This window comes from Pseudomonas sp. Wu6, from assembly GCF_019891515.1.
Taxonomy (GTDB): Bacteria; Pseudomonadota; Gammaproteobacteria; order Pseudomonadales; family Pseudomonadaceae; genus Aquipseudomonas; species Aquipseudomonas orientalis_A.
This window is the reverse complement of the sequence record NZ_JAFLXH010000039.1, coordinates 38,899-62,787: the sequence shown is the minus strand read 5'-3', so window position 1 is coordinate 62,787 and position 23,889 is coordinate 38,899. Positions and strand designations below refer to the sequence as shown.

General features: G+C 60.4%; 21 protein-coding genes and 1 pseudogene. 14 read left to right on the top strand and 8 right to left on the bottom strand.

Translation table 11 applies throughout. The features are described from left to right. Positions 1 to 217 precede the first annotated feature (217 nt). On the bottom strand, positions 218 to 982 hold the full coding sequence (locus tag J1G34_RS27715; RefSeq protein WP_431602877.1) for a methyl-accepting chemotaxis protein: 765 nt from the start codon (positions 980 to 982) through the stop codon (positions 218 to 220). A gap of 93 nt (positions 983 to 1,075) precedes the next feature. After that, a pseudogene (locus J1G34_RS27710) lies at positions 1,076 to 2,107 on the bottom strand (HAMP domain-containing protein); the annotation flags it as partial. Between the two features lie 205 nt (positions 2,108 to 2,312). Here J1G34_RS27710 and J1G34_RS22715 point away from each other — a divergent pair. Beyond that, entirely contained in the window at positions 2,313 to 3,791 is a 1,479-nt protein-coding gene (locus J1G34_RS22715) for a helicase HerA-like domain-containing protein (RefSeq protein WP_065896392.1), read from the top strand. 3 nt (positions 3,792 to 3,794) lie between these two features. Here the strand turns inward: J1G34_RS22715 and J1G34_RS22710 are convergent, their stop codons facing one another. Beyond that, the gene (locus J1G34_RS22710; RefSeq protein WP_065887591.1) at positions 3,795 to 4,250 is read right to left on the bottom strand and encodes a DUF721 domain-containing protein; all 456 of its coding nucleotides are present in this window, start codon (positions 4,248 to 4,250) and stop codon (positions 3,795 to 3,797) included. 305 nt (positions 4,251 to 4,555) lie between these two features. On the opposite strand from J1G34_RS22710, the gene secA reads away from it, so the two are divergent. From secA to J1G34_RS22695, 3 genes are all read left to right on the top strand, one after another. After that, positions 4,556 to 7,291 (top strand): preprotein translocase subunit SecA, encoded by a 2,736-nt coding sequence (gene secA / locus J1G34_RS22705; RefSeq protein WP_222994664.1) that lies wholly within the window; start codon positions 4,556 to 4,558, stop codon positions 7,289 to 7,291. A gap of 120 nt (positions 7,292 to 7,411) precedes the next feature. Beyond that, positions 7,412 to 8,629 carry a bifunctional glutamate N-acetyltransferase/amino-acid acetyltransferase ArgJ gene (gene argJ, locus J1G34_RS22700; RefSeq protein ID WP_065895085.1) on the top strand — a complete coding sequence of 406 codons (1,218 nt, stop codon included), beginning with the start codon at positions 7,412 to 7,414 and terminating at the stop codon, positions 8,627 to 8,629. 128 nt (positions 8,630 to 8,757) lie between these two features. Further along, on the top strand, positions 8,758 to 9,702 hold the full coding sequence (locus J1G34_RS22695) for a Nudix family hydrolase (protein ID WP_065895144.1): 945 nt from the start codon (positions 8,758 to 8,760) through the stop codon (positions 9,700 to 9,702). Between the two features lie 160 nt (positions 9,703 to 9,862). On the opposite strand, the gene J1G34_RS22690 is transcribed toward J1G34_RS22695, so the two are convergent. Genes J1G34_RS22690 through J1G34_RS22680 form a run of 3 tightly spaced genes read right to left on the bottom strand, consistent with a single transcriptional unit; the run spans position 9,863 to position 13,443 of the window. Further along, a complete protein-coding gene (locus J1G34_RS22690; protein WP_065887594.1) occupies positions 9,863 to 10,441 on the bottom strand; it encodes a cob(I)yrinic acid a,c-diamide adenosyltransferase in 579 nt (192 codons plus the stop codon). A gap of 2 nt (positions 10,442 to 10,443) precedes the next feature. Continuing rightward, complete coding sequence (locus J1G34_RS22685) at positions 10,444 to 12,480, bottom strand: sensor histidine kinase (RefSeq protein WP_065887769.1); 2,037 nt, start codon at positions 12,478 to 12,480, stop codon at positions 10,444 to 10,446. Between the two features lie 45 nt (positions 12,481 to 12,525). Further along, positions 12,526 to 13,443: a putative 2-dehydropantoate 2-reductase gene (locus J1G34_RS22680; RefSeq protein ID WP_222994663.1), complete on the bottom strand. Its 918-nt coding sequence runs from the start codon at positions 13,441 to 13,443 to the stop codon at positions 12,526 to 12,528. 123 nt (positions 13,444 to 13,566) lie between these two features. Between J1G34_RS22680 and J1G34_RS22675 the strand changes: the two genes are divergently transcribed. Both J1G34_RS22675 and J1G34_RS22670 read left to right on the top strand, forming a co-directional pair. Next, positions 13,567 to 14,052, top strand: coding sequence for a YajQ family cyclic di-GMP-binding protein (locus J1G34_RS22675; RefSeq protein ID WP_003193880.1), 486 nt, complete (start codon positions 13,567 to 13,569; stop codon positions 14,050 to 14,052). 137 nt (positions 14,053 to 14,189) lie between these two features. After that, a complete protein-coding gene (locus J1G34_RS22670; protein ID WP_065895083.1) occupies positions 14,190 to 15,032 on the top strand; it encodes a mechanosensitive ion channel family protein in 843 nt (280 codons plus the stop codon). Positions 15,033 to 15,235: 203 nt separating this feature from the next. Here J1G34_RS22670 and J1G34_RS22665 read toward each other — a convergent pair whose 3' ends face one another. Further along, positions 15,236 to 16,516, bottom strand: coding sequence for an OprD family porin (locus tag J1G34_RS22665; protein ID WP_065887597.1), 1,281 nt, complete (start codon positions 16,514 to 16,516; stop codon positions 15,236 to 15,238). 743 nt (positions 16,517 to 17,259) lie between these two features. Between J1G34_RS22665 and J1G34_RS22660 the strand changes: the two genes are divergently transcribed. Both J1G34_RS22660 and J1G34_RS22655 read left to right on the top strand, forming a co-directional pair. Then, complete coding sequence (locus tag J1G34_RS22660; RefSeq protein WP_222994662.1) at positions 17,260 to 17,685, top strand: HIT domain-containing protein; 426 nt, start codon at positions 17,260 to 17,262, stop codon at positions 17,683 to 17,685. A 3-nt stretch (positions 17,686 to 17,688) separates the two neighbouring features. Further along, complete coding sequence (locus tag J1G34_RS22655; RefSeq protein WP_065895081.1) at positions 17,689 to 17,895, top strand: SlyX family protein; 207 nt, start codon at positions 17,689 to 17,691, stop codon at positions 17,893 to 17,895. A 71-nt stretch (positions 17,896 to 17,966) separates the two neighbouring features. Here J1G34_RS22655 and J1G34_RS27415 read toward each other — a convergent pair whose 3' ends face one another. Further along, complete coding sequence (locus tag J1G34_RS27415) at positions 17,967 to 18,569, bottom strand: cold-shock protein (RefSeq protein ID WP_005790922.1); 603 nt, start codon at positions 18,567 to 18,569, stop codon at positions 17,967 to 17,969. Between the two features lie 427 nt (positions 18,570 to 18,996). Here J1G34_RS27415 and J1G34_RS22645 point away from each other — a divergent pair, with 427 nt between their 5' ends. The 6 genes from J1G34_RS22645 (at position 18,997) to ruvC (ending at position 23,833) form a co-directional block, all read left to right on the top strand. Continuing rightward, a complete protein-coding gene (locus J1G34_RS22645; RefSeq protein WP_003193874.1) occupies positions 18,997 to 19,470 on the top strand; it encodes a Dps family protein in 474 nt (157 codons plus the stop codon). 182 nt (positions 19,471 to 19,652) lie between these two features. Then, positions 19,653 to 19,991 carry a ribbon-helix-helix domain-containing protein gene (locus tag J1G34_RS22640; RefSeq protein WP_065887599.1) on the top strand — a complete coding sequence of 113 codons (339 nt, stop codon included), beginning with the start codon at positions 19,653 to 19,655 and terminating at the stop codon, positions 19,989 to 19,991. Between the two features lie 172 nt (positions 19,992 to 20,163). Continuing rightward, positions 20,164 to 20,385 carry an FmdB family zinc ribbon protein gene (locus J1G34_RS22635; RefSeq protein WP_003193872.1) on the top strand — a complete coding sequence of 74 codons (222 nt, stop codon included), beginning with the start codon at positions 20,164 to 20,166 and terminating at the stop codon, positions 20,383 to 20,385. Between the two features lie 108 nt (positions 20,386 to 20,493). Next, positions 20,494 to 22,269 (top strand): aspartate--tRNA ligase, encoded by a 1,776-nt coding sequence (gene aspS / locus J1G34_RS22630; RefSeq protein ID WP_065895080.1) that lies wholly within the window; start codon positions 20,494 to 20,496, stop codon positions 22,267 to 22,269. Between the two features lie 135 nt (positions 22,270 to 22,404). Beyond that, positions 22,405 to 23,151 (top strand): YebC/PmpR family DNA-binding transcriptional regulator, encoded by a 747-nt coding sequence (locus J1G34_RS22625; protein ID WP_065887601.1) that lies wholly within the window; start codon positions 22,405 to 22,407, stop codon positions 23,149 to 23,151. Between the two features lie 157 nt (positions 23,152 to 23,308). Continuing rightward, a complete protein-coding gene (gene ruvC, locus J1G34_RS22620) occupies positions 23,309 to 23,833 on the top strand; it encodes a crossover junction endodeoxyribonuclease RuvC (RefSeq protein ID WP_065936871.1) in 525 nt (174 codons plus the stop codon). The last annotated feature ends 56 nt before the right edge of the window (positions 23,834 to 23,889 follow it).

The window sequence follows — 23,889 nt, the reverse complement described above, 5'->3', positions numbered from 1 at the left end:
AGCGTTTTGCTTACTTTTGCGCTTTTCAAAAGTGAGCCGCTGTAAAAGCGGAACCATTAGCAGCCGTGACCGCAGAAACGGATATGTACTCGGTCCAATCCAACATCCTGGCCGGCCCAGAGGCCGCCATCGGGGGCAAGCCCCCTCCCACATTTGGATTGTGGAGCATCAGTAAGATAGTCACTTTTTACCGAGTACCGCCAAGCTCCTCTGTGTATCAGATGCGGAAGCTGCCCACCAATTGCTTCAGGCGCGACGCCTGTTGCTCCAGGTCCGTGCAGGCGCGCAGCGTCGATTGCAGGTTCTCCACGCCTTCCTGGTTGAGGGTGTTGATTTCAGTAATGTCCATATTGATCGACTCCACGACCGAGGTCTGCTCTTCGGTGGCGGTGGCCACGGACTGGTTCATCCCATCGATCTCGCCAATGCGCTGGGTCACGCTGTTCAAGCGCTCGCCGGCCAGGTTGGCGATTTCCACGCTGTCCTGGCTGTGGCGCTGACTTTCACTCATGGTGCTCACCGAGTCGCGGGCGCCGATTTGCAGTTCCTCGATCATCTTCTGCACCTGTTGCGCCGATTCCTGGGTGCGGTGCGCCAGGTTGCGCACTTCATCGGCCACCACCGCGAAGCCGCGACCGGCTTCTCCGGCACGCGCGGCTTCGATGGCGGCGTTGAGTGCGAGCAAGTTGGTTTGCTGGGAAATACTGGTGATCACTTCAAGGATCTGGCCAATGTTCACCGTCTTGCTGTTCAGCGCCTCGATATTGCTGCTGGAGGCGCTGATCATGCTCGACAGCTGGGTCATGGCCTTGATATTGCGCTCTACCACCTGCTGGCCGTCTTCGGCCAAATGCCGCGCATCACTGGCCTGGCTGGAGGCCTGCGCCGCGTTGCGCGCGATTTCCTGGGCGGCAGCGCCCAGCTCATTGATCGCAGCGGCGACGCTGTTGGTGCGGTTGGCCTGTTCATCCGAATTGACCATCGACGAGTTGGACGCGCTGACCACCCGCAGTGCCACTTCATTGACCTGCTCGGTGGCCGATGACACTTCGCGGATCGAGGTGTGGATGCGCTCCACGAAACGGTTGAATGCGGTGCCCAGGGTGCCGAACTCGTCGTTGTTCTGGATGGTCAGGCGCCGGGTCAGGTCGCCTTCGCCGTCGGCAATGTCCTGCATGGCGCGGGTCATCACGTGCAGCGGTTGCAACAACACGCGGATCAGCATGCCCAGCAACGCGATGATGATCACCACGGCGATGAGGGTGGCGATGACTGCCGACGTGCGGAACTGGGTGAGCATGGCGAACGATTTGGCTTTATCCACCGAAATGCCCAAGTACCAGTTTACCGAGGGCAGGCCCTTGATCGGGGTAAACGTAACGATATTGGTCTTGCCATTGGCCTGCACTTCGCTGAAATCAGCGCTGATCTTCGGCGTGTCGTTGGGGTACACGTCAGCCAGGGTCTTCATGACCAGGGCCTTGTCCGGGTGCACCAGCACTTTGCCGTCGGCGCTGACCAGAAACGCGTAACCCATGCCGCCCAAGTCCAGCGCGCCAATGTTGTCCACCAGGGTTTGCAGGCTCAGGTCACCGCCCACCACGCCGATGCTCTGGCCGGCCTTGGCACTCGGGGTGGCGATGGAAATAATCAAACTCCCCGTGGCCGCGTCGATATAGGGCTCGGTCAGGGTCGAGCCGTTGCTGTTCTGGGCGTCCTTGTACCAGGGGCGCACACGCGGGTCGAAACCGTCGGGCATCTTGGTGTCGGGGCGGATCGTGAACTTGCCCTGGCTGTCGCCGACGTAGGTGGCCATGAACGATGAGGTCAGGGCTTTCTGTTCCAGCAGGCTGGCAACCACGGAAGGCTCGGGATTGAGGGCGATATTCTGTGCGGCGTTTTCGACCAGCGCGATACGCCCGGTGAGCCAGGTCTGAATACTGCCGGCGGTGACGTCGCCCATTTCATGCAGGTAGCTATTGAGATCGTCACGAATCGCATTGCGCTGAAGGTAGTCGTTATAGAGGGTAAACAACGCAAAGGCGGCGATGACGATAAGGGAGGCTGCAAGCAAAATTTTGTGGCTGAAGCGCAGGTTTTTATTCATGGCTTGTAAGGTCCGCTAAGGTCTTGATGTCCGGGGCGCGCCCTCTAGACAAGGCGCAAAATGGCAGCGTAAAAAAAGGTGTGATATTTCTGCTGATAGCTCCGTTGGGCCGTATAGGAATTATCTGACTATTTTTTAGTCTTTGTCGGGCTTACATCCGTCTATATCGACCTCGCGGCACTAAAGATTAACCATAGGTGACGAAATGCCTGACTCCACACAACTGCTTATCGGTGCCGGCCCGGATGGCCAGCCCATCGCCCAGCCCATGCGCCTGGCCAACCGTCACGGGTTGATCGCCGGCGCCACGGGCACCGGCAAGACCGTCACCTTGCAGCGCCTGGCCGAAGCGTTCAGTGACGCGGGGGTGGCGGTATTCGCCGCCGACATCAAGGGCGACCTGTGCGGCCTGGGCGCTGCGGCCAATCCCCAGGGCAAAGTCGCCGAACGCATCGCCGGGATGCCCTTCCTTGATTACGCGCCGAAGGCTTATCCGGTCACGCTGTGGGATATCCACGGTCAGTCCGGTCATCCGTTGCGCACCACCATCAGTGAAATGGGCCCGTTGTTGCTCGGCAGCCTGCTGGAACTCACCGACAGCCAGCAGTCGGCGCTGTACGCGACGTTCAAGGTGGCCGACCGTGAGGGCCTGCTGCTGCTGGACCTTAAAGACCTCAAGGCATTGCTCAACCACCTGCGTTATCACCCTGAACTGTTGGGTGACGATGCGGCGTTGATGACCACCGGTTCCAGCCAGGCGTTGTTGCGGCGTCTCGCGGTGCTGGAGCAGCAGGGCGCCGAGGCGCTGTTCGGCGAGCCGGCCCTGCAGCTCGAGGATATTTTGCAGCCCGCCGGCGACGGGCGCGGCCGTATTCATCTGCTGGACGCCAGCCGCCTGGTGCATGACGCGCCGAAGGTCTACGCGACCTTCCTGTTGTGGCTGCTGGCGGAACTGTTCGAGCAGTTGCCCGAGCGCGGTGATGCGGAAAAACCGCTGTTGGCGCTGTTTTTCGATGAAGCGCACCTATTGTTCGCCGACACACCCAAGGCGTTGCAGGACCGTCTGGAGCAAGTGGTGCGGTTGATTCGCTCCAAAGGGGTGGGCGTGTACTTCGTCACGCAGTCGCCGGGCGACTTGCCTGACACGGTGCTGGCGCAACTGGGCCTGCGTATTCAGCATGGCCTGCGGGCATTCACCACCAAAGAGCAAAAATCCCTGCGGGCGGTGGCGGACGGTTTCCGGCCTAACCCGGCCTTCGATGCCCTGGCGGTGCTGACCGAGTTGGGCACCGGGGAAGCGCTGGTGGGCACCTTGCAGGAAAAGGGCACGCCGGAGGTGGTCCAGCGAGTGCTGGTCGCACCGCCACAGTCGCGGATCGGGCCGCTGACCGAGGCCGAACGGGCGGCATTGATCGCCAGTTCGCCGCTGCAGGGCCGTTACGACAAGCCGATTGACCGCGAATCGGCCTACGAGGTGCTGATGGCGCGCAAGGACTTGGGGCCGACCGATGAGACCAAGCCCGCCACGCAAGAGCCCAGCTTCACCGACAAGGCCGGTGCGTTCCTGGGAACCACGGCAGGCAAGGCGCTGAAATCCGCCATGCAGCAGGCCGCCAATCAGATGGGGCGGCAGTTGGTGCGCGGCTTGCTGGGCTCGTTGCTGGGCGGCAGCAAGCGCAAGTGAGGTTCAGGGTTTGGGCCTGGCATGGGCGGCCAGCCGTTGCAGTGCCGCGCGCAGACCCGGATCGTTGATCCCTTCAGCCGTGGCCTGGAGGGTTTCGGCGGCATTTTCCGACAGGTCCATCGTATGCCCCGCCGTGCTGCGCAGTACGGTGGGCGGCTGGACCTTGAACTGGATACGCACCAGGCCGGCAAACTCATCGAACACCATCAATTGTCGCTGCAGGCGTTTTTGCTGGTAACGCAAACGGGTCGCCCAATGGCCGTCAGTGACAATTAATAGCAGATTGCCTTCACGCCAGGACGCCACATGACAGTGTTCGCGCGCGGCCGGTTGCAACTGGCTTTCGAGCAGGCGTTGCAAATGCCCCAGCCGTTTCGCGTGGCCAAAGATGGCTTTCAACGGCTTGGCTTCGCGAAGCAACACGCCGGGAGCGCGGGCTGGAAGAGGGCGAAATGCCATGTTTAGACACCTTAGGTAACAGAGCCGCCATCTTAACAGAAAGCGCCTGTGGGCCCCGAAGCCATGCATCGGCAGGGCTTTTCCCGTGAAATCAATAAGTAACTTCTGCGCTTGATGGGTTGAAGTTCCAGCAAAAGCCCTTATTTTAAACAGGCCCTCTCACAGCGCCGTGCCCGCATCCGGGAACAACGCCACTTTCCTCACCCACGATTCCGGGTAGAATGCGCGTTCGCATGCGGCCGTGAGGGCTGCTCGGGCCACTGACGGTGCGCCCTCCATCCCTATGTGTGGAAGAACCTGCCGATATGTTTGCGCCTTTGTTAAAGAAACTTTTTGGAAGCAAGAATGAGCGCGAAGTCAAACGCATGCTCAAGACGGTGCAGCTGGTCAATGCCTTCGAAGAGCAGATGGTTGCCCTGTCGGACGAGCAATTGCGCGCCAAGACCGAAGAGTTCAAGGCCCGCATAGCCAAAGGTGAAACCCTCGACAAGCTGCTTCCCGAAGCCTTTGCGGTCGCCCGTGAAGCCGGTAAGCGTGTCATGGGCATGCGCCACTTCGATGTCCAGTTGATCGGCGGCATGACCTTGCATGAAGGCATGATTGCCGAAATGCGCACCGGTGAAGGCAAGACCCTGGTGGCCACCCTGGGCGTTTACCTCAACGCATTGTCCGGCAAGGGCGTGCACGTTGTGACGGTGAACGACTACCTGGCTCGCCGCGACGCCAACTGGATGCGCCCGCTGTATGAATTCCTCGGCCTGACCGTCGGCGTGGTAACGCCGTTCCAGCCGCCGGAAGAGAAGCGCGCCGCCTACGCCGCCGACATCACCTACGGCACCAACAACGAATTCGGTTTCGACTACCTGCGCGACAACATGGCGTTCAGCATGGAAGAAAAATTCCAGCGCGAACTCAACTTTGCCGTGATCGACGAAGTCGACTCCATCCTCATCGACGAAGCCCGTACCCCGCTGATCATCTCCGGCCAGGCCGAAGACAGCTCGCGCCTGTACACCGAGATCAACAAGTTGATCCCGCGCCTGGAGCAGCACATCGAGGAAGTCGAAGGCGTGGTGACCAAAGAAGGTCACTTCACCATTGACGAGAAGACCCGTCAGGTCGAACTCAACGAAGCCGGTCACCAGTTCGTCGAAGACATGCTGACCCAGATCGGCCTGCTGGCCGAGGGCGAGAGCCTGTACTCGGCGCATAACCTGGGCCTGCTGACCCACGTGTATGCCGGCCTGCGCGCGCACAAGCTGTTCCATCGCAACGTCGAATACATCGTGCAGGAAGGCCAGGTCGTTCTGGTCGACGAACACACCGGCCGTACCATGCCCGGTCGTCGTCTGTCCGAAGGCCTGCATCAGGCCATCGAAGCCAAGGAAATGCTCAATATCCAGGCCGAGAGCCAGACGTTGGCATCCACCACCTTCCAGAACTACTTCCGTCTGTACAACAAGCTGTCCGGCATGACCGGTACGGCCGACACCGAAGCGTTCGAATTCCACCAGATCTATGGTCTGTCGGTAGTGGTCATCCCGCCGAACAAGCCACTGGCGCGTAAAGACTATAACGACCTGGTGTTCCTGACCGCCGAAGAGAAATACGCGGCGATCATCAACGACATCAAGGACGGCATGGCCAAGGGCCGCCCGATCCTGGTGGGTACCGCGACCATCGAGACGTCCGAGCACGTGTCCAACCTGCTCAACAAGGAAGGCATCGAGCACAAGGTCCTCAACGCCAAGTTCCACGAGAAGGAAGCCGAGATCATCGCCCAGGCCGGTCGCCCCGGCGCGCTGACCATCGCCACCAACATGGCCGGTCGTGGTACCGACATCCTGTTGGGCGGTAACTGGGAAGTGGAAGTGGCCTCCCTCGACAGCCCGACCCCCGAGCAGATCGCCCAGATCAAGGCGGACTGGCAGAAACGCCACCAGGCCGTACTGGAATCCGGCGGTTTGCAGGTGATTGCGTCCGAGCGTCACGAATCGCGCCGTATCGACAACCAGTTGCGTGGTCGTGCCGGTCGCCAGGGTGACGCCGGTTCCAGCCGTTTCTACCTGTCCCTGGAAGACAGCCTGATGCGTATCTTCGCCTCGGATCGGGTGAAGAACTTCATGAAGGCCCTGGGAATGCAGTCCGGGGAAGCGATCGAACACCGCATGGTGACCAACGCCATCGAGAAGGCTCAGCGCAAGGTCGAAGGGCGCAACTTCGACATTCGCAAGCAACTGCTCGAGTTCGATGACGTCAACAACGAACAACGTAAAGTGATCTATCACATGCGTAACACGTTGCTGGCCGCCGACAACATTGGCGAAACCATCGCTGACTTCCGCCAGGACGTGCTCAACGCGACCGTCAGCGCGCATATCCCGCCGCAGTCGCTGCCTGAGCAGTGGGATGTGGCCGGCCTGGAAGCCGCGTTGAAGAGTGACTTCGGCGTCGACCTGCCGGTTCAGCAGTGGCTGGACGAGGACGATCACCTGTACGAAGAGACGCTGCGCGAGAAGCTGATGACCGAGCTGCTGGCCGCGTACAACGAGAAAGAAGAGCAGGCGAGTGCCGAAGCACTGCGCACCTTCGAGAAGCAAATTGTCCTGCGCGTGCTGGACGACCTGTGGAAAGACCACCTGTCGACCATGGACCACTTGCGCCACGGTATCCATTTGCGTGGCTACGCCCAGAAGAACCCGAAGCAGGAGTACAAGCGCGAGTCGTTCACGTTGTTCTCCGAGCTGCTGGATTCGATCAAGCGCGACTCGATTCGCGTGCTGTCCCACGTTCAGGTGCGTCGCGAAGACCCGATCGAGGAAGAAGCACGCCTGCGTCAGGAAGCCGAGGCACTGGCTGCGCGCATGCAGTTCCAGCATGACGAAGCGCCTGGCCTGGACGCGCCTGAGGTGTTGGGCGAAGAGGTCGATGTGGCCCTGGCTCAAACCCCGGTACGCAATGATCAGAAGCTGGGCCGCAATGAGCTGTGCTACTGCGGTTCGGGCAAGAAATTCAAACACTGTCACGGCCAGATCGAATAAGATTTTCGCCTGACGCTGCAACATCCTGCGCCGCGACCGGCATCAGCCGTCGCGGCGTTTTGCCATTAATTCCCGTCGACAGTGACGGCATACACATCCTCTCTCTCAAGGAGCGCATACATGGCTGTTGGTCTTGGTCCTTTGCCCACATTGCACCCGGTCGCCGGTTTTGAACTCGGTATCGCTTCGGCCGGTATCAAGCGTCCGGGGCGCAAGGATGTGGTGGTGATGCGCTGTGCCGAAGGCTCGACCGTCGCCGGTGTGTTCACCCTCAACGCCTTTTGCGCTGCGCCGGTGATCCTGGCCAAGCAACGTGTGGCCGGGTCGATTCGTTACCTGCTGACCAACACCGGCAACGCCAACGCCGGCACCGGCGAGCCTGGCCTGGTCGCCGCCGCGCGCACCTGCGCCAAGCTGGCTCAGTTGACCGGCGTAGACGCCAGCCAGGTGCTGCCCTATTCCACCGGCGTGATCGGTGAGCCACTGCCGGTGGAGAAAATCGAAGGCGCCCTGCAAGCCGCGCTGGATGACCTGTCTGTGGATAACTGGGCGGCTGCGGCCACCGGCATCATGACCACCGACACCTTGCCCAAGGGCGCGAGCCGTCAGTTCGTGCACGATGGCGTCACCGTCACCGTGACCGGTATCAGCAAGGGCGCCGGCATGATCCGCCCGAACATGGCCACCATGCTCGGTTATATCGCCACTGACGCCAAAGTCTCCCGCGATGTGCTGCAGCGCCTGATGCTGGACGGCGCCAACAAGTCGTTCAACCGCATTACCATCGACGGTGACACCTCCACCAACGACTGCTGCATGCTGATCGCCACCGGCCAGGCCAACCTGCCGGAAATCACCTCCACCGAAGGCCCGCTGTTTGCAGCGTTGAAGCAGGCGGTATTCGAGGTGTGCATGGACGTGGCCCAGGCCATCGTGCGGGACGGCGAGGGCGCGACCAAGTTCGTCACCGTTGAAGTCAACGGCGGCGGCAACCATCAGGAATGCCTGGACGTGGGTTACACCGTGGCGCACTCGCCGCTGATCAAGACCGCCTTGTTCGCTTCCGACCCGAACTGGGGCCGTATCCTCGCAGCCGTTGGTCGCGCCGGTGTGCCTGACCTGGACGTGAGCAAGATCGACGTGTTCCTCGGCGACGTGTGCATTGCCAGCCGTGGTGCCCGCGCCGAAACCTACACCGAAGCCCAGGGCTCGGCAGTGATGCAGCAGGAAGAAATCACCATCCGCATCGAGCTGGGTCGCGGCGAGTGCAGCGAAACCATCTGGACCACGGACCTGTCCCACGAATACGTGAAGATCAACGCGGAATATCGCACCTGAAAGTAGGAGCGAGCTTGCTCGCGAAAAACTCAACGCCAACGCGTTATCCAGGATGTACGCGTTATGGTTGACGTTCTTCGCGAGCAAGCTCGCTCCTACAAGGGTTATAACGAGAGGAAGCAGTGGCGGTGAAACGAGTGCATGTAGCAGCAGCGGTGATCCGCGGTGTCGATGGCAGGATCCTGCTGGCACGCCGCGCCGATACTCAACATCAAGGCGGCCTCTGGGAATTTCCCGGCGGCAAGGTGGAGGCGGATGAGTCGGTCTCCACGGCCTTGTCCCGCGAATTGCAGGAAGAGCTGGGTATCCAGGTCACCACCGCGCGGCCGTTGATCCAGGTGCAACATGACTACCCGGACAAGCAGGTGCTGCTGGATGTCTGGGAGGTCTCGGCCTTCACCGGCGAACCCCACGGCGCTGAAGGGCAGCCGTTGGAATGGGTGACGCCACGGGACCTGGTCAACTATGCGTTCCCGGCGGCGAATACACCGATTGTCGCTGCTGCGCGCTTGCCCGCCGAGTACCTGATCACCCCTGGCGAGCTGGAAACCCCGACGCTGCTGCGTGGCATCCAGAAGGCTATCGCCGGTGGCATCAAGCTGGTTCAACTGCGCGCACCCAACGGCTACGACCCCAAATACCGTGACCTGGCAGTGGATGCGGTGGGCCTGTGTGCCGGCAAGGCGCAATTGATGATCAAGGGGCCGTTCGAATGGCTGGGGGATTTCCCCGCAGCCGGCTGGCACATGACCTCGGCGCAATTGCGCCAATATGCAAGCAAGGGCCGTCCGCTGCCTGAGGATCGTTGGCTGGCGGCTTCTTGCCACAATGCTGAGGAGCTGGCGCTGGCGGAAATGATGGACGTGGATTTCGTCACGCTGTCGCCGGTTCAGCCGACTCAAACCCATCCCGAGGCCCAGCCGTTGGGTTGGGAGCAGGCGGCCGAGCTGATCCGTGGGTTCAGCAAGCCGGTGTTTCTACTGGGCGGAGTTGGGCCTGCGCAGCGTGAGCAGGCGTGGGCGGCTGGAGCGCAGGGTGTGGCGGGGATTCGGGCGTTTTGGCCCGAAGACTGATGCTGCTCTGACGGGCGCTATCGGGATGTAGGAGCGAGCTTGCTCGCGAAAAGCGTCAACGATAACGCGAGCTTTCTGAATGGGCGCGGCGCCTGTGAGTTTTTCGCGAGCAAGCTCGCTCCTACACCCCGATGATGCCCTGTCAGTCACCCGTGAAACATCAGTGTGGCTTGGCAGCCGCCTGCCACAACACCTCGGCCACCCCCTGGCGCCGGGCAATCACCCTGGCCGCCACGAACAGCAAGTCCGACAACCGATTGATATACGCCAACCCCACCCCTTCCAACGGTTCTACCGCATTCAAGTGCTGACAGCGACGTTCGGCACTGCGCGCCAGGCTGCGGCACACATGGGCCTGGGCGATCAGCGCTGAACCACCGGGCAGGATGAAATTCTCCAACGGCCCTACCTCTTCGTTCCAGCGATCGATTGCCGCTTCCAGCCGATCCACTTCCGCTGCCGTCAACGCTTTGTACACCGGCATCGCCAGCTCGCCGCCGAGGTCGAACAATCGATGCTGACAGGGCGTGAGCACTTCGATGACATCATTCAATTCGGGGTGCTTGCCGCTCTGTTCCTCCAGATTGGCCAACAGCAACCCCAACTGACTGTTCAGCGTATCCACCTCGCCGATGGCCTCGACCCTGGGGTGATCCTTGGGCACGCGGCGGCCGTCGCCGAGGCCGGTTTCGCCCTGGTCGCCGGTGCGGGTGTAGATCTTTGACAGGCGAAAGCCCATGGTCATTGCTCCAGTCGGGTGAGTTCAGCAGGGGATAATTGGCTGCCGGCCAGCGGCAGACGCAAGGTGAAACACGTGCCTTGGCCGAGGGTCGAGTGCACTTCCATCTGGCCCTTGTGGTTATTGGTAATGATGAAATATGACACCGACAACCCAAGCCCGGTGCCCTGGCCTATTTCCTTGGTGGTGAAGAACGGCTCGAAGGTGCGTTTGCGCACGTTTTCGCTCATGCCGATGCCATTGTCTTCCACCTGGATTTCGGCCCAGGGCGGGTTGAGGCGGGTGCGCAGGATGATGCGCCCCGGTTCGCTGTCGTCTTCACGCAGGTGAATCGCCTGGGCGGCATTTTTCAGCAGGTTGAGCAGCACTTGCTCCAGTTCGTTGGCCGTGCCCGGCACCGGGCCCAGTTGCGGATCGAACTGGCGGATGATTGCCTGGCCCTTGAAGTCAAAGCCGATGGCCAGGTCGAAATCGTTACCGGCGATCTCCACAGCCTGGTCGATCAGGGCCGGCAAGTCGCAGGGGGCCATTTGCCGATTGCTGCGTCGGCTGAAACTGAGCATGTGCGTGACGATTTTAGCTGCACGCGCGCCCGCCTGTTGAATGCCGTCGAGTAATTGCGGGACTTCGCGCGCTTGCAGGTAACGGTTGACGGTTTCCAGTTCGATACCTGCCTGTTCGGCGTGTTCCAGGTTTCTGGGCAGGTCGGGTGACAGGCGCCGCCGGATGTTTTGCACGTTGTGCAGGATCGCGCCCAGCGGGTTGTTGATTTCATGGGCCATGCCGGCCGCCAGGCCGCCGACGGAGAGCATTTTTTCCGATTGCACCATCATTTCTTCCAGGGACAGGCGCTGGGTGATGTCGTCGATGCGGATCACCACGCCACGCCCGGCGCCGCCCATCAGCGGGTAGAACGTCAGCGCGTAGTGCTTTGGCTCGTCGTCCTTGACCCAGGTGACCCGCTCGATCCGCTCCACCGTGTGCTGTTCCACCGTAGCCTTGATTTGCGGCAGGTACGGCTTGAGCGGTTGGAACGCGAGGAAAATCGGCTGATTGAGGGCTTCATCCAGGCGCGTGCCGGAAAGCGCAGTGGCTTCCTGATTCCACTGGGTGACGTAGAGCTGTTCGTCCAGAGCAATCAGCGCTGAAGGCATTGAGTCGATAATGCTGTTGAGGTAATTCTGAAAACCGGTGAGCTTTTTCTCGATTTTGCTGCGCACCTGGACTTCCAGCTCCAGCTTGCGGTTGGTATGGCGGGTTTCCTCGGCCAGGCCCTGGGCCTGGTCGTAGGCGGCCTGGGAATCATCCCGCGCACGTTTGAGCTGTTGTTCACGGGCCTCGATGCGCGACAGCATGGTGTTGAACGCTTCCGCCAGGCTGCCGATTTCGTCACGGTTGCCGGGGCCTGCGCGCAGGGCGTAGTTCTCTTCTCGCGTCACCTGGCGCGACAGTTCTTCAAGCTCATGGATGGGGCGGGTGATCAAGCGTTTGATCTGCCGGGCAATCACCAGCCACAGCAAGACGCTGAAAATCAGGATGCCCAGGCTCGCGGTCAGGGTGCCGGTATAGAACGCCACCGGTAGCTCACTGCTGGCCACCAGCAACAGATGCCCCGAAGGCTGGCCGGGGCGGGGCAGGGTGATGATCTGGTTGCTGCGAAACTCGGTGAGGCGCCAGGCTTCGACATGCCGGTAATTGTCGGGCAGGTGCAGGCGGTCGCCGTGTTGCATCTGCGCCAGGCGATTGCCCTCGCCGTCGTACAGTGCGGCGGCGCGCAACGGTGAATAGCTGGTCAGTTCATTGAGCAGGGCGTCGGCCTTGTCCGGGGATTGAAGGGCCTCGGCGGCGAGTGCCGGGTTGGACACCAGTCGACCGATGGCCTGCAACGCCTGGGGCGCCATGCTTTCCTGGGAGATCCAGTAGGCGGCGCTGATAAAGGTCAGGTTGGCCACCAGCAATACGGTGGTCAGCAGTACCAGCAGGGCGGCCAGCAATTTCTGCCCTACCGGTAAGTTTTCAAGACGCTGGCGCAGTGGCATCAGGTTTTTCGCAGGCAATAGATATAAGGCAGGGTAGCGCGTGCCTCAGTCGTGGGGCAATCGGCGTGCAACCAAGTGCTCGATCAAACGCGCCTGCACCTGCTGCAGATGCGGCAGCACTCGTTGATGACGAGCCGCCGCCTGGCAGGCGTAACCCAATAAGTAGCTGATTTCGGTACGCCGCGCGTTGGCCACGTCCTGGTACATGGACGAGTAGTTGGCCGCGGTGGCCTGGATCACCCGTTGCACTTCGCTGAGCAAATCCTGCGCAGCCGCAGGCTGGCCGCAGCACTCCAGCAGTTCGCTCAATTCGGCGCACAAGGTGGCGACTTCGCATTGATGGGCCTGGAGTCCCCCGTTGCGGCACTGGTAAAGCACGGTCAGCGGGTTGATCGCGCAATTGAGCGCCAGCTTGCGCCACAGGCGCGTGAGAATATCGGTGCTCCATTCATGGGCAATGGCGGCGGCCTGCAAGTCCTCCAGCCACAGCGGCGCGGTCGGGCGCGCGGGGTCCCCCAGCCAGGTGTAGCCGTGGCCGGCAAATACCACGCGCCACTCGCCATCGCGAAACGCGCCTTCGGTGCTGGAGGCAAAGATGCAACGCGCCTGCGGCACCTGCGCGGCCACGGCATCCTGGCTGCCGAGGCCGTTTTGCAGCAGGATCAGTTCCGCGTCAGGCGCCAGGCGATGTTGCAATTGTGCGACAGCGCTTTGGGCATCGTAGGCTTTGCACGCCACCAGCAGGCGGTGGATCGGTTCGGGACTGTCGGGCGTTTCGCCGGTGACCCGGTAGGTGTGCGCGATGCCTTGTTCAACCAGGGTCAGGCCCGCGCCCGACGCATAGCTGGCCAGGCGCGCCTGATCGCGCAGGATCAAACGAACCGGCACGCCCGCCCGCGCCAGACGCGTGGCCCAGAGGGTGCCCAGGCTACCGGCGCCGAGAATATGCCAGGTGGTCGCCATCAGTGTGTGCTCCTTGGGGTCGCCAGCGGTGAACGCGGCGAAAGAACCGCTATAATGCCCCGGCATTTTAGCTCGGGCGCGCTCCATCTCTACTGAGCCCGCCCCTTATATTGGAGAAATGACATGCCTTCGTTCGACGTGGTATCCGAACTGGACAAACACGAAGTCACCAACGCCGTCGAAAACGCCGTCAAGGAACTGGACCGTCGCTATGACTTGAAAGGCAAGGGCAGCTTCGAATTCAAGGAAAAGGAACTGACCGTCAACCTGACCGCTGAAGCCGATTTCCAGCTGGAAGCGATGATCGAAATCCTCAAGCTGGCCCTGGTCAAGCGCAAGATCGATGTGCAGTGCCTTGAAGTCAAGGACGCCTATGCTTCCGGCAAGCTGATGAAGCAGGAAGCCGTGCTCAAGGAAGGCATCGACAAGGAGCTGGCGAAGAAGATCGTCGCGCACATCAAGGATGCCAAGCTCAAAGTCCAGGCGGCCATCCAGGGCGAACAGGTGCGTGTCACCGGCAAGAAGCGCGACGACCTGCAAGAGGCCATAGCGGCCCTGCGCGCCAAGACGTTCGACATGCCGCTGCAATTCAATAACTTCCGCGACTGATGGCCATTTGTGGAACCTGTGGCCGTTTTTGACGTCCCACGGCCCAGAATCGGCGCCTACAATTGAGCCCTACGGGGCTCAATTGCGTTTTCAGGCAGTCAATCAAGCCGCATATCCGCTAAGACAGGAGAAGCTACATGGATTTAAACGCAGAAGTGGATCACTTGATCAAAACCTCGCAGTCCTGGATCCCGATGATCATGGAATACGGCAGCCGGGTGCTGCTGGCCGTTATCACCCTGGCCATCGGTTGGTGGCTGATCAACGTGTTTACCCACCGCGTAGGGCGCCTGCTGGCGCTGCGTAACGCCGACCTGGCGCTGCAGCACTTCATCACCAGCCTTGCGAACATTGCGCTGAAAGTCATGCTGATCGTCAGCGTGGCGTCGATGATCGGCGTGGCAACCACCTCGTTCGTCGCCGCCATCGGTGCGGCTACCCTGGCTATCGGCCTGGCACTGCAAGGCAGCCTGGCCAACTTCGCCGGCGGCGTGCTGATCCTGCTGTTCCGTCCGTTCCGTATCGGTGACTGGATCGAAGCCCAGGGCACCTCGGGCACCGTCGACAGTATCCAGATTTTCCACACGGTGCTGCGTACCGGCGACAACAAGACCGTGATCGTGCCGAACGGCATCCTGTCCAACGGCATCATCACCAACACCAACCGCCAGCCGACCCGCAAGGTCGTGTTCGATGTGGGCGTGGACTACGAGGCTGACCTGCAGAAAGCCCGTGAAGTGTTGCTGGAACTGGCCAAGGACCCGCGCGTGCTGGCCGACCCTGCGCCCGTCGCAGTGGTATCGACCCTGGGCGACAGTTCCATCACCGTTTCCCTGCGCTGCTGGACCAACACTGCGGATTATTGGGATGTTGTATTTATGCTCAATGAACTGGCGCGCGACCGCTTGAAAGCGGCGGACATTGATATTCCGTTCCCGCAGCGCGTTATTCGCGTGATGCAGGAAGCCCCGGTGAAGTGATAAAGCCGTGTTGCGTTTAAGTTGGCCGAAAGGTCAGCTTAAACGCGACGGTTATATGTCATGGGCGAATATAGTTACTTAGCTTGCTAGTTACTTTTCCGTTGACATATAACTGCAATAAAAAAGCCGCTCCCTTGCAAACAGGGGAGCGGCTTTTTATTCAAGGTCGAAACCTTAAGTCATCGTTGTAAGGGCTTTCGCGATTACAGGATGTTCAGCGGGTAGTTCGCGATCAGACGCAGTTCGTCGATCGAAGGCGAACCGTAGTAAACGCCATCACCGGAACGATAGGTCGCTTGACGCAGACGCAGGCTGAGGTTTTTAGCCGGGCCGCTCTGGATCACGTACTTGGCTTCGATGTCACGTTCCCACTCTTTACCGTTGCTGGTGGTGGCCGTGTTGGCGCCGCTACCGGTAACGTAACGGGTCATGAAGCTCAGGCCGGGAATGCCGAAGGTCGCCATGTTGATGTCGTAACGCGCCTGGTAGGACTTCTCGCCTTCGGCGTTGAAGTCGGAACGGGCGATGGAGTTGGCCAGGAACACGGTGCCGCCGCCATCTACGCCATAGCCGTAGTCGCCGTCGCCGGAAACCTTCTGCGCAGCCAGGGTAAAGGTGTGAGCGCCGATGGTGTACGCGCCCTGCAGGCTGAATGCGCGGTTGTCGAGCTTGGTCACGCCATCTTTCGCCGCGCGCTGCAGGCCGGCGCCTTCGCTCTTGGTGTCGTAGATGTTGAAGTCCAGCGCGAACGACTGGTCATCGCTCAGGGCGTGGGTCCAGTTCAGGTTGCTGTAGTACTTGCGGAAGTAATCTTCGGTTTTCGCGTAGTACAGGCTGCCGGTGACTTCAGGCGTGAAGGCATAGACACCGCCGACAAAGTCGGTCTTGGTCAGGCCCAGGCTGTCATGGAAGGTCTGGTTCTGCGCGACGCTGGAAGTGAAGTGACCGCCTTCGAGCTTCAGGCCCTTGATTTCGTTGCTGGTGATCGAAATGCCTTGTGGCAGCTCGGGCAGCAGACGGCTGTCATCGGAAGCGAATACAGGGGCTGTGGTGTACTGGTCACCGATTTTCAGCACGGTATTGGAGATGCGGAACTTAACGGCAGCGCCGCCTTTGGAGTAATCGTCCTGCGAGCGACCGTCGGAACCGGTAGGGAACAGACCAGTGCCGGCGCGGCCCTTGCCGCTGTCGAGCTTGAGGCCCATCAGGCCGATCACGTCGACACCGACACCAACGGTGCCCTGGGTGAAGCCCGATTCGTACAACGCGTTGAAGCCCAGGCCGGTTTCTTCGGCACGGCTCTTGGAGCCGGGGCCCGACGGGTTGTTACGGAAGTCGCGGCTGAAGTACAGAGCGCGAGTATTGATGCTGAATGTGCTGTCTTCAACAAAGCCCTTGGAATCGTCCTGGGCGGACGCCATTGCGAACTGCGAGGTGCCTGCTGAAACAGCCAGGGCGATCATGCTCCACTTCATCACGCGCATCGTGATTTGCTCCTTTGGTTTTAGGAAGAGTACTGCCGTCCCACCTGTATTTTTATCTGGGCGGCTCTTTCTTTATTGTGTCGGCGCAAAGTTATCTCACGCCGGCGCTATTGACGATACTTACTCAACTATCCTTTCAGCTTCTTTACGAGGCTGTCGTAAATTGCTAGCTCCGTGTCGCAAATCACAGCCCGGCTATCACCCGGCTGACAACTTCAATGTTCTCTTCAAACGGTTTAAAAGTTTGAAACCCGTCCCTGGTACACATTGAAACGCTACTGTTTCCTATCGCGAAACCCCGGCATCCCTCCAGGTGTCGTTGCCGACGATAATGAGGTGAATGCAACAAGCGTGCACAAAGCGCTGATCGAATGTCATTTTTTCGTGAAAAACGTTACGGGAATGTAAAAACCGCATAAACACGGGCTTTTTAAGCCATTTGGTTCTCACTTGGCAGGCAGGGGTTACCCCTTTTCTGTGATCCACCCAACCCGCGCCTGGGCAAAACGTTACCGATTGACCCTCCATGTGGGTAGGCGCCGGACCTCTTTGAGGCACGGCTGGGTCATTTTGGTGCATCCCTTCGAGGCCCGAGGTAGGGTGGTTCAAACCTCCCGTTGCCTCGAAAGGGTGCGTGGATGCGATCCGTCTGCCTCAAGGCTTCCTGCGCATTCACCGTGAAGCCGTGAGCATTCGGCGTTATGCTGGGCACCTGAAATTGACCTGCCGAACGGAGTGCCCACGTGTTCGCTTTAGATCAACGCCTGCAACAAGACACTCTGGCCATTGGGGACTTCCCGCTCTGTCGCCTGCTGCTGTCCAATGACGCGAACTACCCCTGGTTCATCCTGGTGCCGCGTATCAACGGTATCAGCGAAGTGTTTCAGCTGGATGTCGCCGATCAACAGAGGTTGTGGCAGGAAACGACGGCCCTCGCCCAACTGCTGAACGAAGGCCTGTGCGCCGACAAGATGAACATCGGCGCGCTGGGCAATGTCGTCAGCCAGTTGCATGTGCATGTCATCGTGCGCAAGCGCGATGACGCAGCCTGGCCGGCGCCGGTGTGGGGCAGGCATCCGGCCGTTCCCTACAGCCCGGAGCAGGTGGCGGCGATCCGCAGCCGACTGCGTGAATTGCTGCCTGCCGACTTCATTTTTACCCAGGACTGAACCATGGACCTGCAAAATCGCGTCACCGACCTGGAAAGCCGCCTGGCCTTCCAGGACGACACCATCGAAACCCTCAATGACATTCTGGTCGCCCAGCAGCACGCCGTGGAGCGCCTGCAATTGCAGATGAACGCATTGCTCAAGCGCCAGGAAGAGATGGGCGGCCAGTTCGAAACCTCGGAAGAAGAAGCACCGCCGCCGCACTATTGAATGAGCGCGCAATAAAAAACCGCGATCCGGGCAACGCCGGATCGCGGTTTTTTTTGCAGCGCCGTCTGGAATCAGCGACGCGGCAGGGCAGCGATTACATCTTCAGCTTGCAGGCCTTTGTCGCGGTTCATCACCGAGAACTCCACGCGCTGGCCTTCGACCAGGACGCGGTGGCCTTCACCGCGGATAGCCCGGAAGTGGACGAAGATATCGTCGCCCGAGTCGCGCGAAATGAAGCCGAAGCCTTTGGAGGTGTTGAACCACTTGACGGTCCCGGTATCCCGGTTGGTCATGTCGTAGTTTTGCGACGCGGCCGCTGGGGACGAACGGTAGAAGCTGATGGCCAGGTGAAGAACGATGGCGACCACAGCAATCACCAGGCTGAGCAGGATGGCCGGGTGGCCGCCCACTTCAGGCATGGGTGCCAGCAGGGTGAGGGTTTGAACGACAACGGTCAGTACCAGCAGCGCGCTGACCAGGTTTTGCAGTTGATGACGCGTGCCTTTGTTCCAGTAAGGGATTACCGGTGCCAGTGTCAGGTTGAGAAGGCCGAACAAGGCCAGGTATAGAGCGTCGTGTTGTTGCAGGTAGGGCAGGCTTTCAGGCTGCAGGCTCGGGATAAAGGACAGCAGCAAAGCCGCAACGCCCGTCAGCAGGTGGACGATTTTCAACATTTTGATTAACTCACGTTAAGACGGATCACAAGGAAGAGCTGACTGGCACGGTTCGCTTCTGAACAATGGGAGGCGTTGAGCACGTGCGCGGGTATCAGCCTATGTGACGTGCCGCAGAAATGAACGGCAGCCACACGGCGCCTATTTAACAGCAAAGGCTGTGCCTACTCAAATCAAGCGTTTCGGGGTATTGCAATCGCGGTGGCATTTTTGCGCCGAAGGCTTGTCCTAGACGGGTGCAGGTAATTTGAGCGGCCTCTCGAGCGTTTTTCCTACAGGACACAGGCTCGCCGGCCGCTGCCTCGCAAGCGATGCGGGGCGATTTGCCGCACATCGCCTGGACGTGCCGGGCTGCACGTGAGCGACACTCTTGCTAGAGTGGTCCTGCACCTGATCAATGAATGCTCATCAATTGAAGGGGAAAAACATGGCAATCGATATTGGTATCAGTGAAGAAGACCGTAAATCCATCGTCGACGGACTTTCGCGGCTGCTGTCCGATACCTATGTACTGTATCTGAAGACCCACAACTTCCATTGGAACGTCACGGGCCCCATGTTTCGTACGCTGCACCTGATGTTCGAGGAGCAGTACAACGAACTGGCACTGGCGGTGGATTCCATCGCCGAGCGTATTCGTGCCCTGGGCTTCCCGGCGCCGGGCGCCTACTCGATCTACGCCCGTCTGTCTTCGATCAAGGAAGAAGAGGGTGTGCCGAGCGCCGAAGAGATGATCAAGCAACTGGTGGCCGGCCAAGAGGCCGTCACTCGCACCGCGCGGGGCATTTTCCCGTTGCTCGACAAGGTCAGCGATGAGCCGACGGCCGACCTGCTGACCCAGCGTATGCAAGTGCACGAAAAAACCGCCTGGATGCTGCGCTCGCTGCTCGAAAACCAGTAACCGTCAAGCTTGGGTGGCGTCTTCATGCCGCCACCCACTTGTTTCCCTGTGTTTCCTGGCGTTGTCCTACGACGCCCAACTCCCGCGTCTTCTGGCTGCCCATCGCTTCCTGCTGTTTTATAGGCCTACCGTCCAATGGGACAAACCCATGGACCGATGTTTGGCAAGGGAGTGTCAGGTGTATGTCGTGTGGATTGGGTAAGGGCGTGGAAACCGCAGGTTTTCACAAGATAAAGGTCGACCCTTTCGCGAAAGGGTTCGACATGGGGCTCGCCAAACCCTTATCGCGGTCGGTGCGCCTCAACGGGTTTTCCACGTGCCTGCGGCTTGAACAGATCTATTGGAACATTCTGACGGAAATAGCCAGGATCAATACCTGCTCGGTCAGTGCGTTGTTGTCCTATGTCGACCGCGAAGTGCATCTGCGTTATGGCGGCGTGAAGAACTTCAGCGGGCTGGTGCGGGTGGTGTGCGTCGTTCACCTGTTGAAAGATCGCGTTGGCACCTGCGGGTCAGTCTGACTGGAGGGCGCCAGGGCCCGGCCCATGCTTGCGGCGGGCCGGGCCTCGGGCAGAAAGCCGGCTGCGCTGCCTCGATTTACCAGATATAATCCCGCGCTTTGCTGCGCATGCCGGGTTATATGCACGACGGCAGGGCGTGGCGCCGTTACGATCTGATCGCCGAGACATCTCCATGCCCATGTACGACTATCAATGTGCTTCCTGTGGTCATCAGTTGGAAGCCATTCAGAAGATCAGCGCCGCGCCGTTGGTCGATTGCCCAGCCTGCCAGGCACCTGAGTTGAAAAAGATGTTGTCCATGCCGGGTTTCCGCCTGAGCGGCAGCGGCTGGTACGAGACCGATTTCAAGACCGGCGCCAAGAAGAACCTGGCGGGCGGCGACAAAGCAGACTGAGTTGAACTCTACGCGCAGGCTCCTGCATTATCCGTCCCCTGCTTTAATGTACGGTGACGCGGCAGGCCTGCCACCGAATTTCGAATTACGAGAAGTGAAACCACTACCATGATGCGCAGCCACTATTGCGGCCAACTGAACGAGACCCTGGAAGGTCAGGAAATCACCCTTTGCGGATGGGTTCACCGTCGCCGCGACCACGGCGGGGTGATCTTCCTCGATATCCGTGATCGTGATGGTCTGGCCCAGGTGGTGTTCGACCCGGATCGCGCCGAGAGCTTCGCTGCCGCCGACCGCGTGCGCAGCGAATACGTCGTGAAAATCACCGGCAAGGTGCGTCTGCGCCCGGCCGGTGCGGTGAACAAGAACATGGCGTCCGGCGGCATTGAAGTGCTGGGCTATGAGCTGCAGGTGCTGAACGAGTCGGAAACCCCGCCGTTCCCGCTCAACGAATATTCCGACGTTGGCGAGGAAACTCGCCTGCGCTATCGCTTCCTGGACCTGCGTCGCCCGGAAATGGCCGAGAAGCTGCGTCTGCGCTCGCGCATGACCACCAGCATCCGCCGCTTCCTCGACGAGAACGGCTTCCTTGACGTTGAGACGCCGATCCTCACCCGCGCCACCCCGGAAGGCGCGCGTGACTATCTGGTGCCTAGCCGTACCCACCCAGGCAGCTTCTTCGCCTTGCCGCAATCGCCGCAACTGTTCAAGCAGCTGTTGATGGTGGCCGGCTTCGACCGTTACTACCAGATCGCCAAGTGCTTCCGCGACGAAGACCTGCGCGCCGACCGCCAGCCGGAATTCACCCAGATCGACATCGAGACCAGCTTCCTCGATGAAAAAGAGATCATGGGCCTCACCGAACAAATGATCCGCAACCTGTTCAAGGAAGTGCTGGACCTGGAGTTCGGCGACTTCCCGCACATGACCTTCGAAGAAGCCATGCGCCGCTACGGTTCCGACAAGCCGGACCTGCGTAACCCGCTGGAACTGGTGGACGTGGCCGACCAGTTGAAAGAAGTCGACTTCAAGGTGTTCAGCGGCCCGGCCAACGACCCGAAATGCCGCATCGCCGCCCTGCGCGTGCCGGGCGGTGCGAGCATGCCGCGCAAGCAGATCGACGACTACACCAAGTTCGTCGGCATCTACGGTGCCAAGGGCCTGGCTTACATCAAGGTCAACGAGCGCGCCAATGGCGTTGACGGTCTGCAATCGCCGATCGTTAAAAACATCCCGCTGGACAACCTGAACGAAATCCTCGATCGCGTTGGTGCAGTCGATGGCGACATCGTGTTCTTCGGCGCCGACAAGGCCAAGATCGTCAGCGAGGCCCTGGGCGCGCTGCGCATCAAGCTCGGCCACGACCTGAACCTGCTGACCTGCGAATGGGCGCCGATGTGGGTTGTCGACTTCCCGATGTTCGAAGAGAACGACGACGGCAGCTTCAGCGCCTTGCACCACCCGTTCACCGCGCCGAAGTGCTCCCCGGCCGAGCTGGAAGCCAACCCGGCCGGCGCGCTGTCCCGTGCCTACGACATGGTGCTCAACGGCACCGAGCTGGGTGGCGGTTCGATCCGTATCCACCGCAAGGAGATGCAACAAGCGGTGTTCCGCCTGCTGGGCATCAACGAAGCGGAACAGGAAGAGAAGTTCGGCTTCCTGCTCGACGCGCTGAAATACGGCGCGCCGCCGCACGGTGGTTTGGCGTTCGGCCTGGACCGTCTGGTGATGCTGATGACCGGCGCCCAGTCGATCCGTGAGGTGATTGCGTTCCCGAAAACCCAGAGCGCCGCGGACGTCATGACCCAGGCCCCGGGTGTGGTGGATGCCAAGGCACTGCGCGAACTGCACATCCGTCTGCGCGAGACGCCGAAGGCTGAGTAAGGCTGCTGCGTGAAAGCGCGATAAGGTTGTAAGCAGTCAAAAAGGCGCATCTTCGGATGCGCCTTTGCGTTTAAAAGAGGGAAATCTCGCCGGCGGCGGGATTGATAGGTTTCTAGAGAATTTCGGAGTTGTGTTATGGCTGGCCATTCCAAGTGGGCGAACATCAAGCACCGCAAAGAGCGTCAGGATGCCAAGAAAGGCAAGATTTTCACCAAGTGGATTCGCGAACTGACCGTCGCCGCCCGCCAGGGTGGCGGTGACCCGGGCTCCAACCCGCGCCTGCGCCTGGCGCTGGACAAGGCGCTCGGCGCCAACATGAGCCGCGACATCATCGACCGCGCCGTGGCCCGTGGTGCCGGTGCGGCCGATACCGACGACATGGTCGAATTGACCTACGAAGGCTACGGCCCGGGCGGCGTGGCGGTGATGGTCGAATGCATGACCGACAACCGCAACCGTACCGCCGCAGCGGTGCGCCACGCGTTCAGCAAGTGCGGCGGCAACCTGGGGACCGACGGTTCGGTGGCCTATCTGTTCGAGCGCAAGGGCCAGATTACCTTTGCACCGGGCACGGATGAAGACGCGCTGATGGAAGCCGCGATGGAGGCGGACGCCGACGACGTCGTCACCAACGAAGATGGCTCCATTGACGTGTTCACCTCCTTCGCCAGCTTCTACTCAGTGCGCAATACCCTGGAAGCCGCAGGCTTCAAGGGCACCGACGCGGAAATCGTGATGCTGCCGACCACCAGCGCCGAACTCGACCTGGACGGTGCGCAGAAGGTGTTGAAGCTGCTGGACATGCTCGAAGACCTGGATGATGTGCAGAATGTGTACTCCAACGCCGACATCCCCGAGTCCGTGGCTGAACAGCTAGTCTAAAAAGCGATGAGGTCAAAATGTGGGAGGGGGCTTGCCCCCGATGAGGGAGTGTCAGTAGGCACATTTGTGACTGACCCACCGCCATCGGGGGGCAAGCCCCCTCCCACATTGAAACTACGGTGTGTCAGAAATTGTATTTATCCAACCCGCAGGCGTTATGACTTTAATCCTAGGTATCGACCCCGGTTCGCGCATCACCGGTTTTGGCGTGGTGCAACAGACCCCGCGCGGCTGCGTGTATGTCGCCTCAGGCTGCATCCGCACGGGCGCAGGCGAACTGGCCGAACGCCTGCAGATCGTCTATCGCGGCGTGCGGGAGGTCATCCAGACCTACGGCCCGGTAACCATGGGCATCGAAAAAGTCTTTATGGCCAAGAATGCCGATTCGGCGCTCAAGCTCGGCCAGGCGCGTGGCGCGGCCATCGTGGCGGGGGCCGAGGAGGGCATGGAGATCGCCGAATACACCGCGACCCAGGTCAAGCAGGCCGTCGTGGGTACGGGTGGGGCCAATAAAGAGCAGGTGCAGATAATGGTCATGCACATGCTCAAACTCACCTCAAAACCCCAGATCGACGCCTCCGACGCCCTGGCCATCGCCATTTGCCACGCCCACACCCGCTCCAGCCTGCTGCCCCATGGCCTGGGTGCGGCACGCAGCCGTGGCGGACGCCTGCGTCTCTGATAGCATCAGCGCAATCGTTATTTCTGGTCAGGCCTGCTCTGACCCCCAAGCTTTAA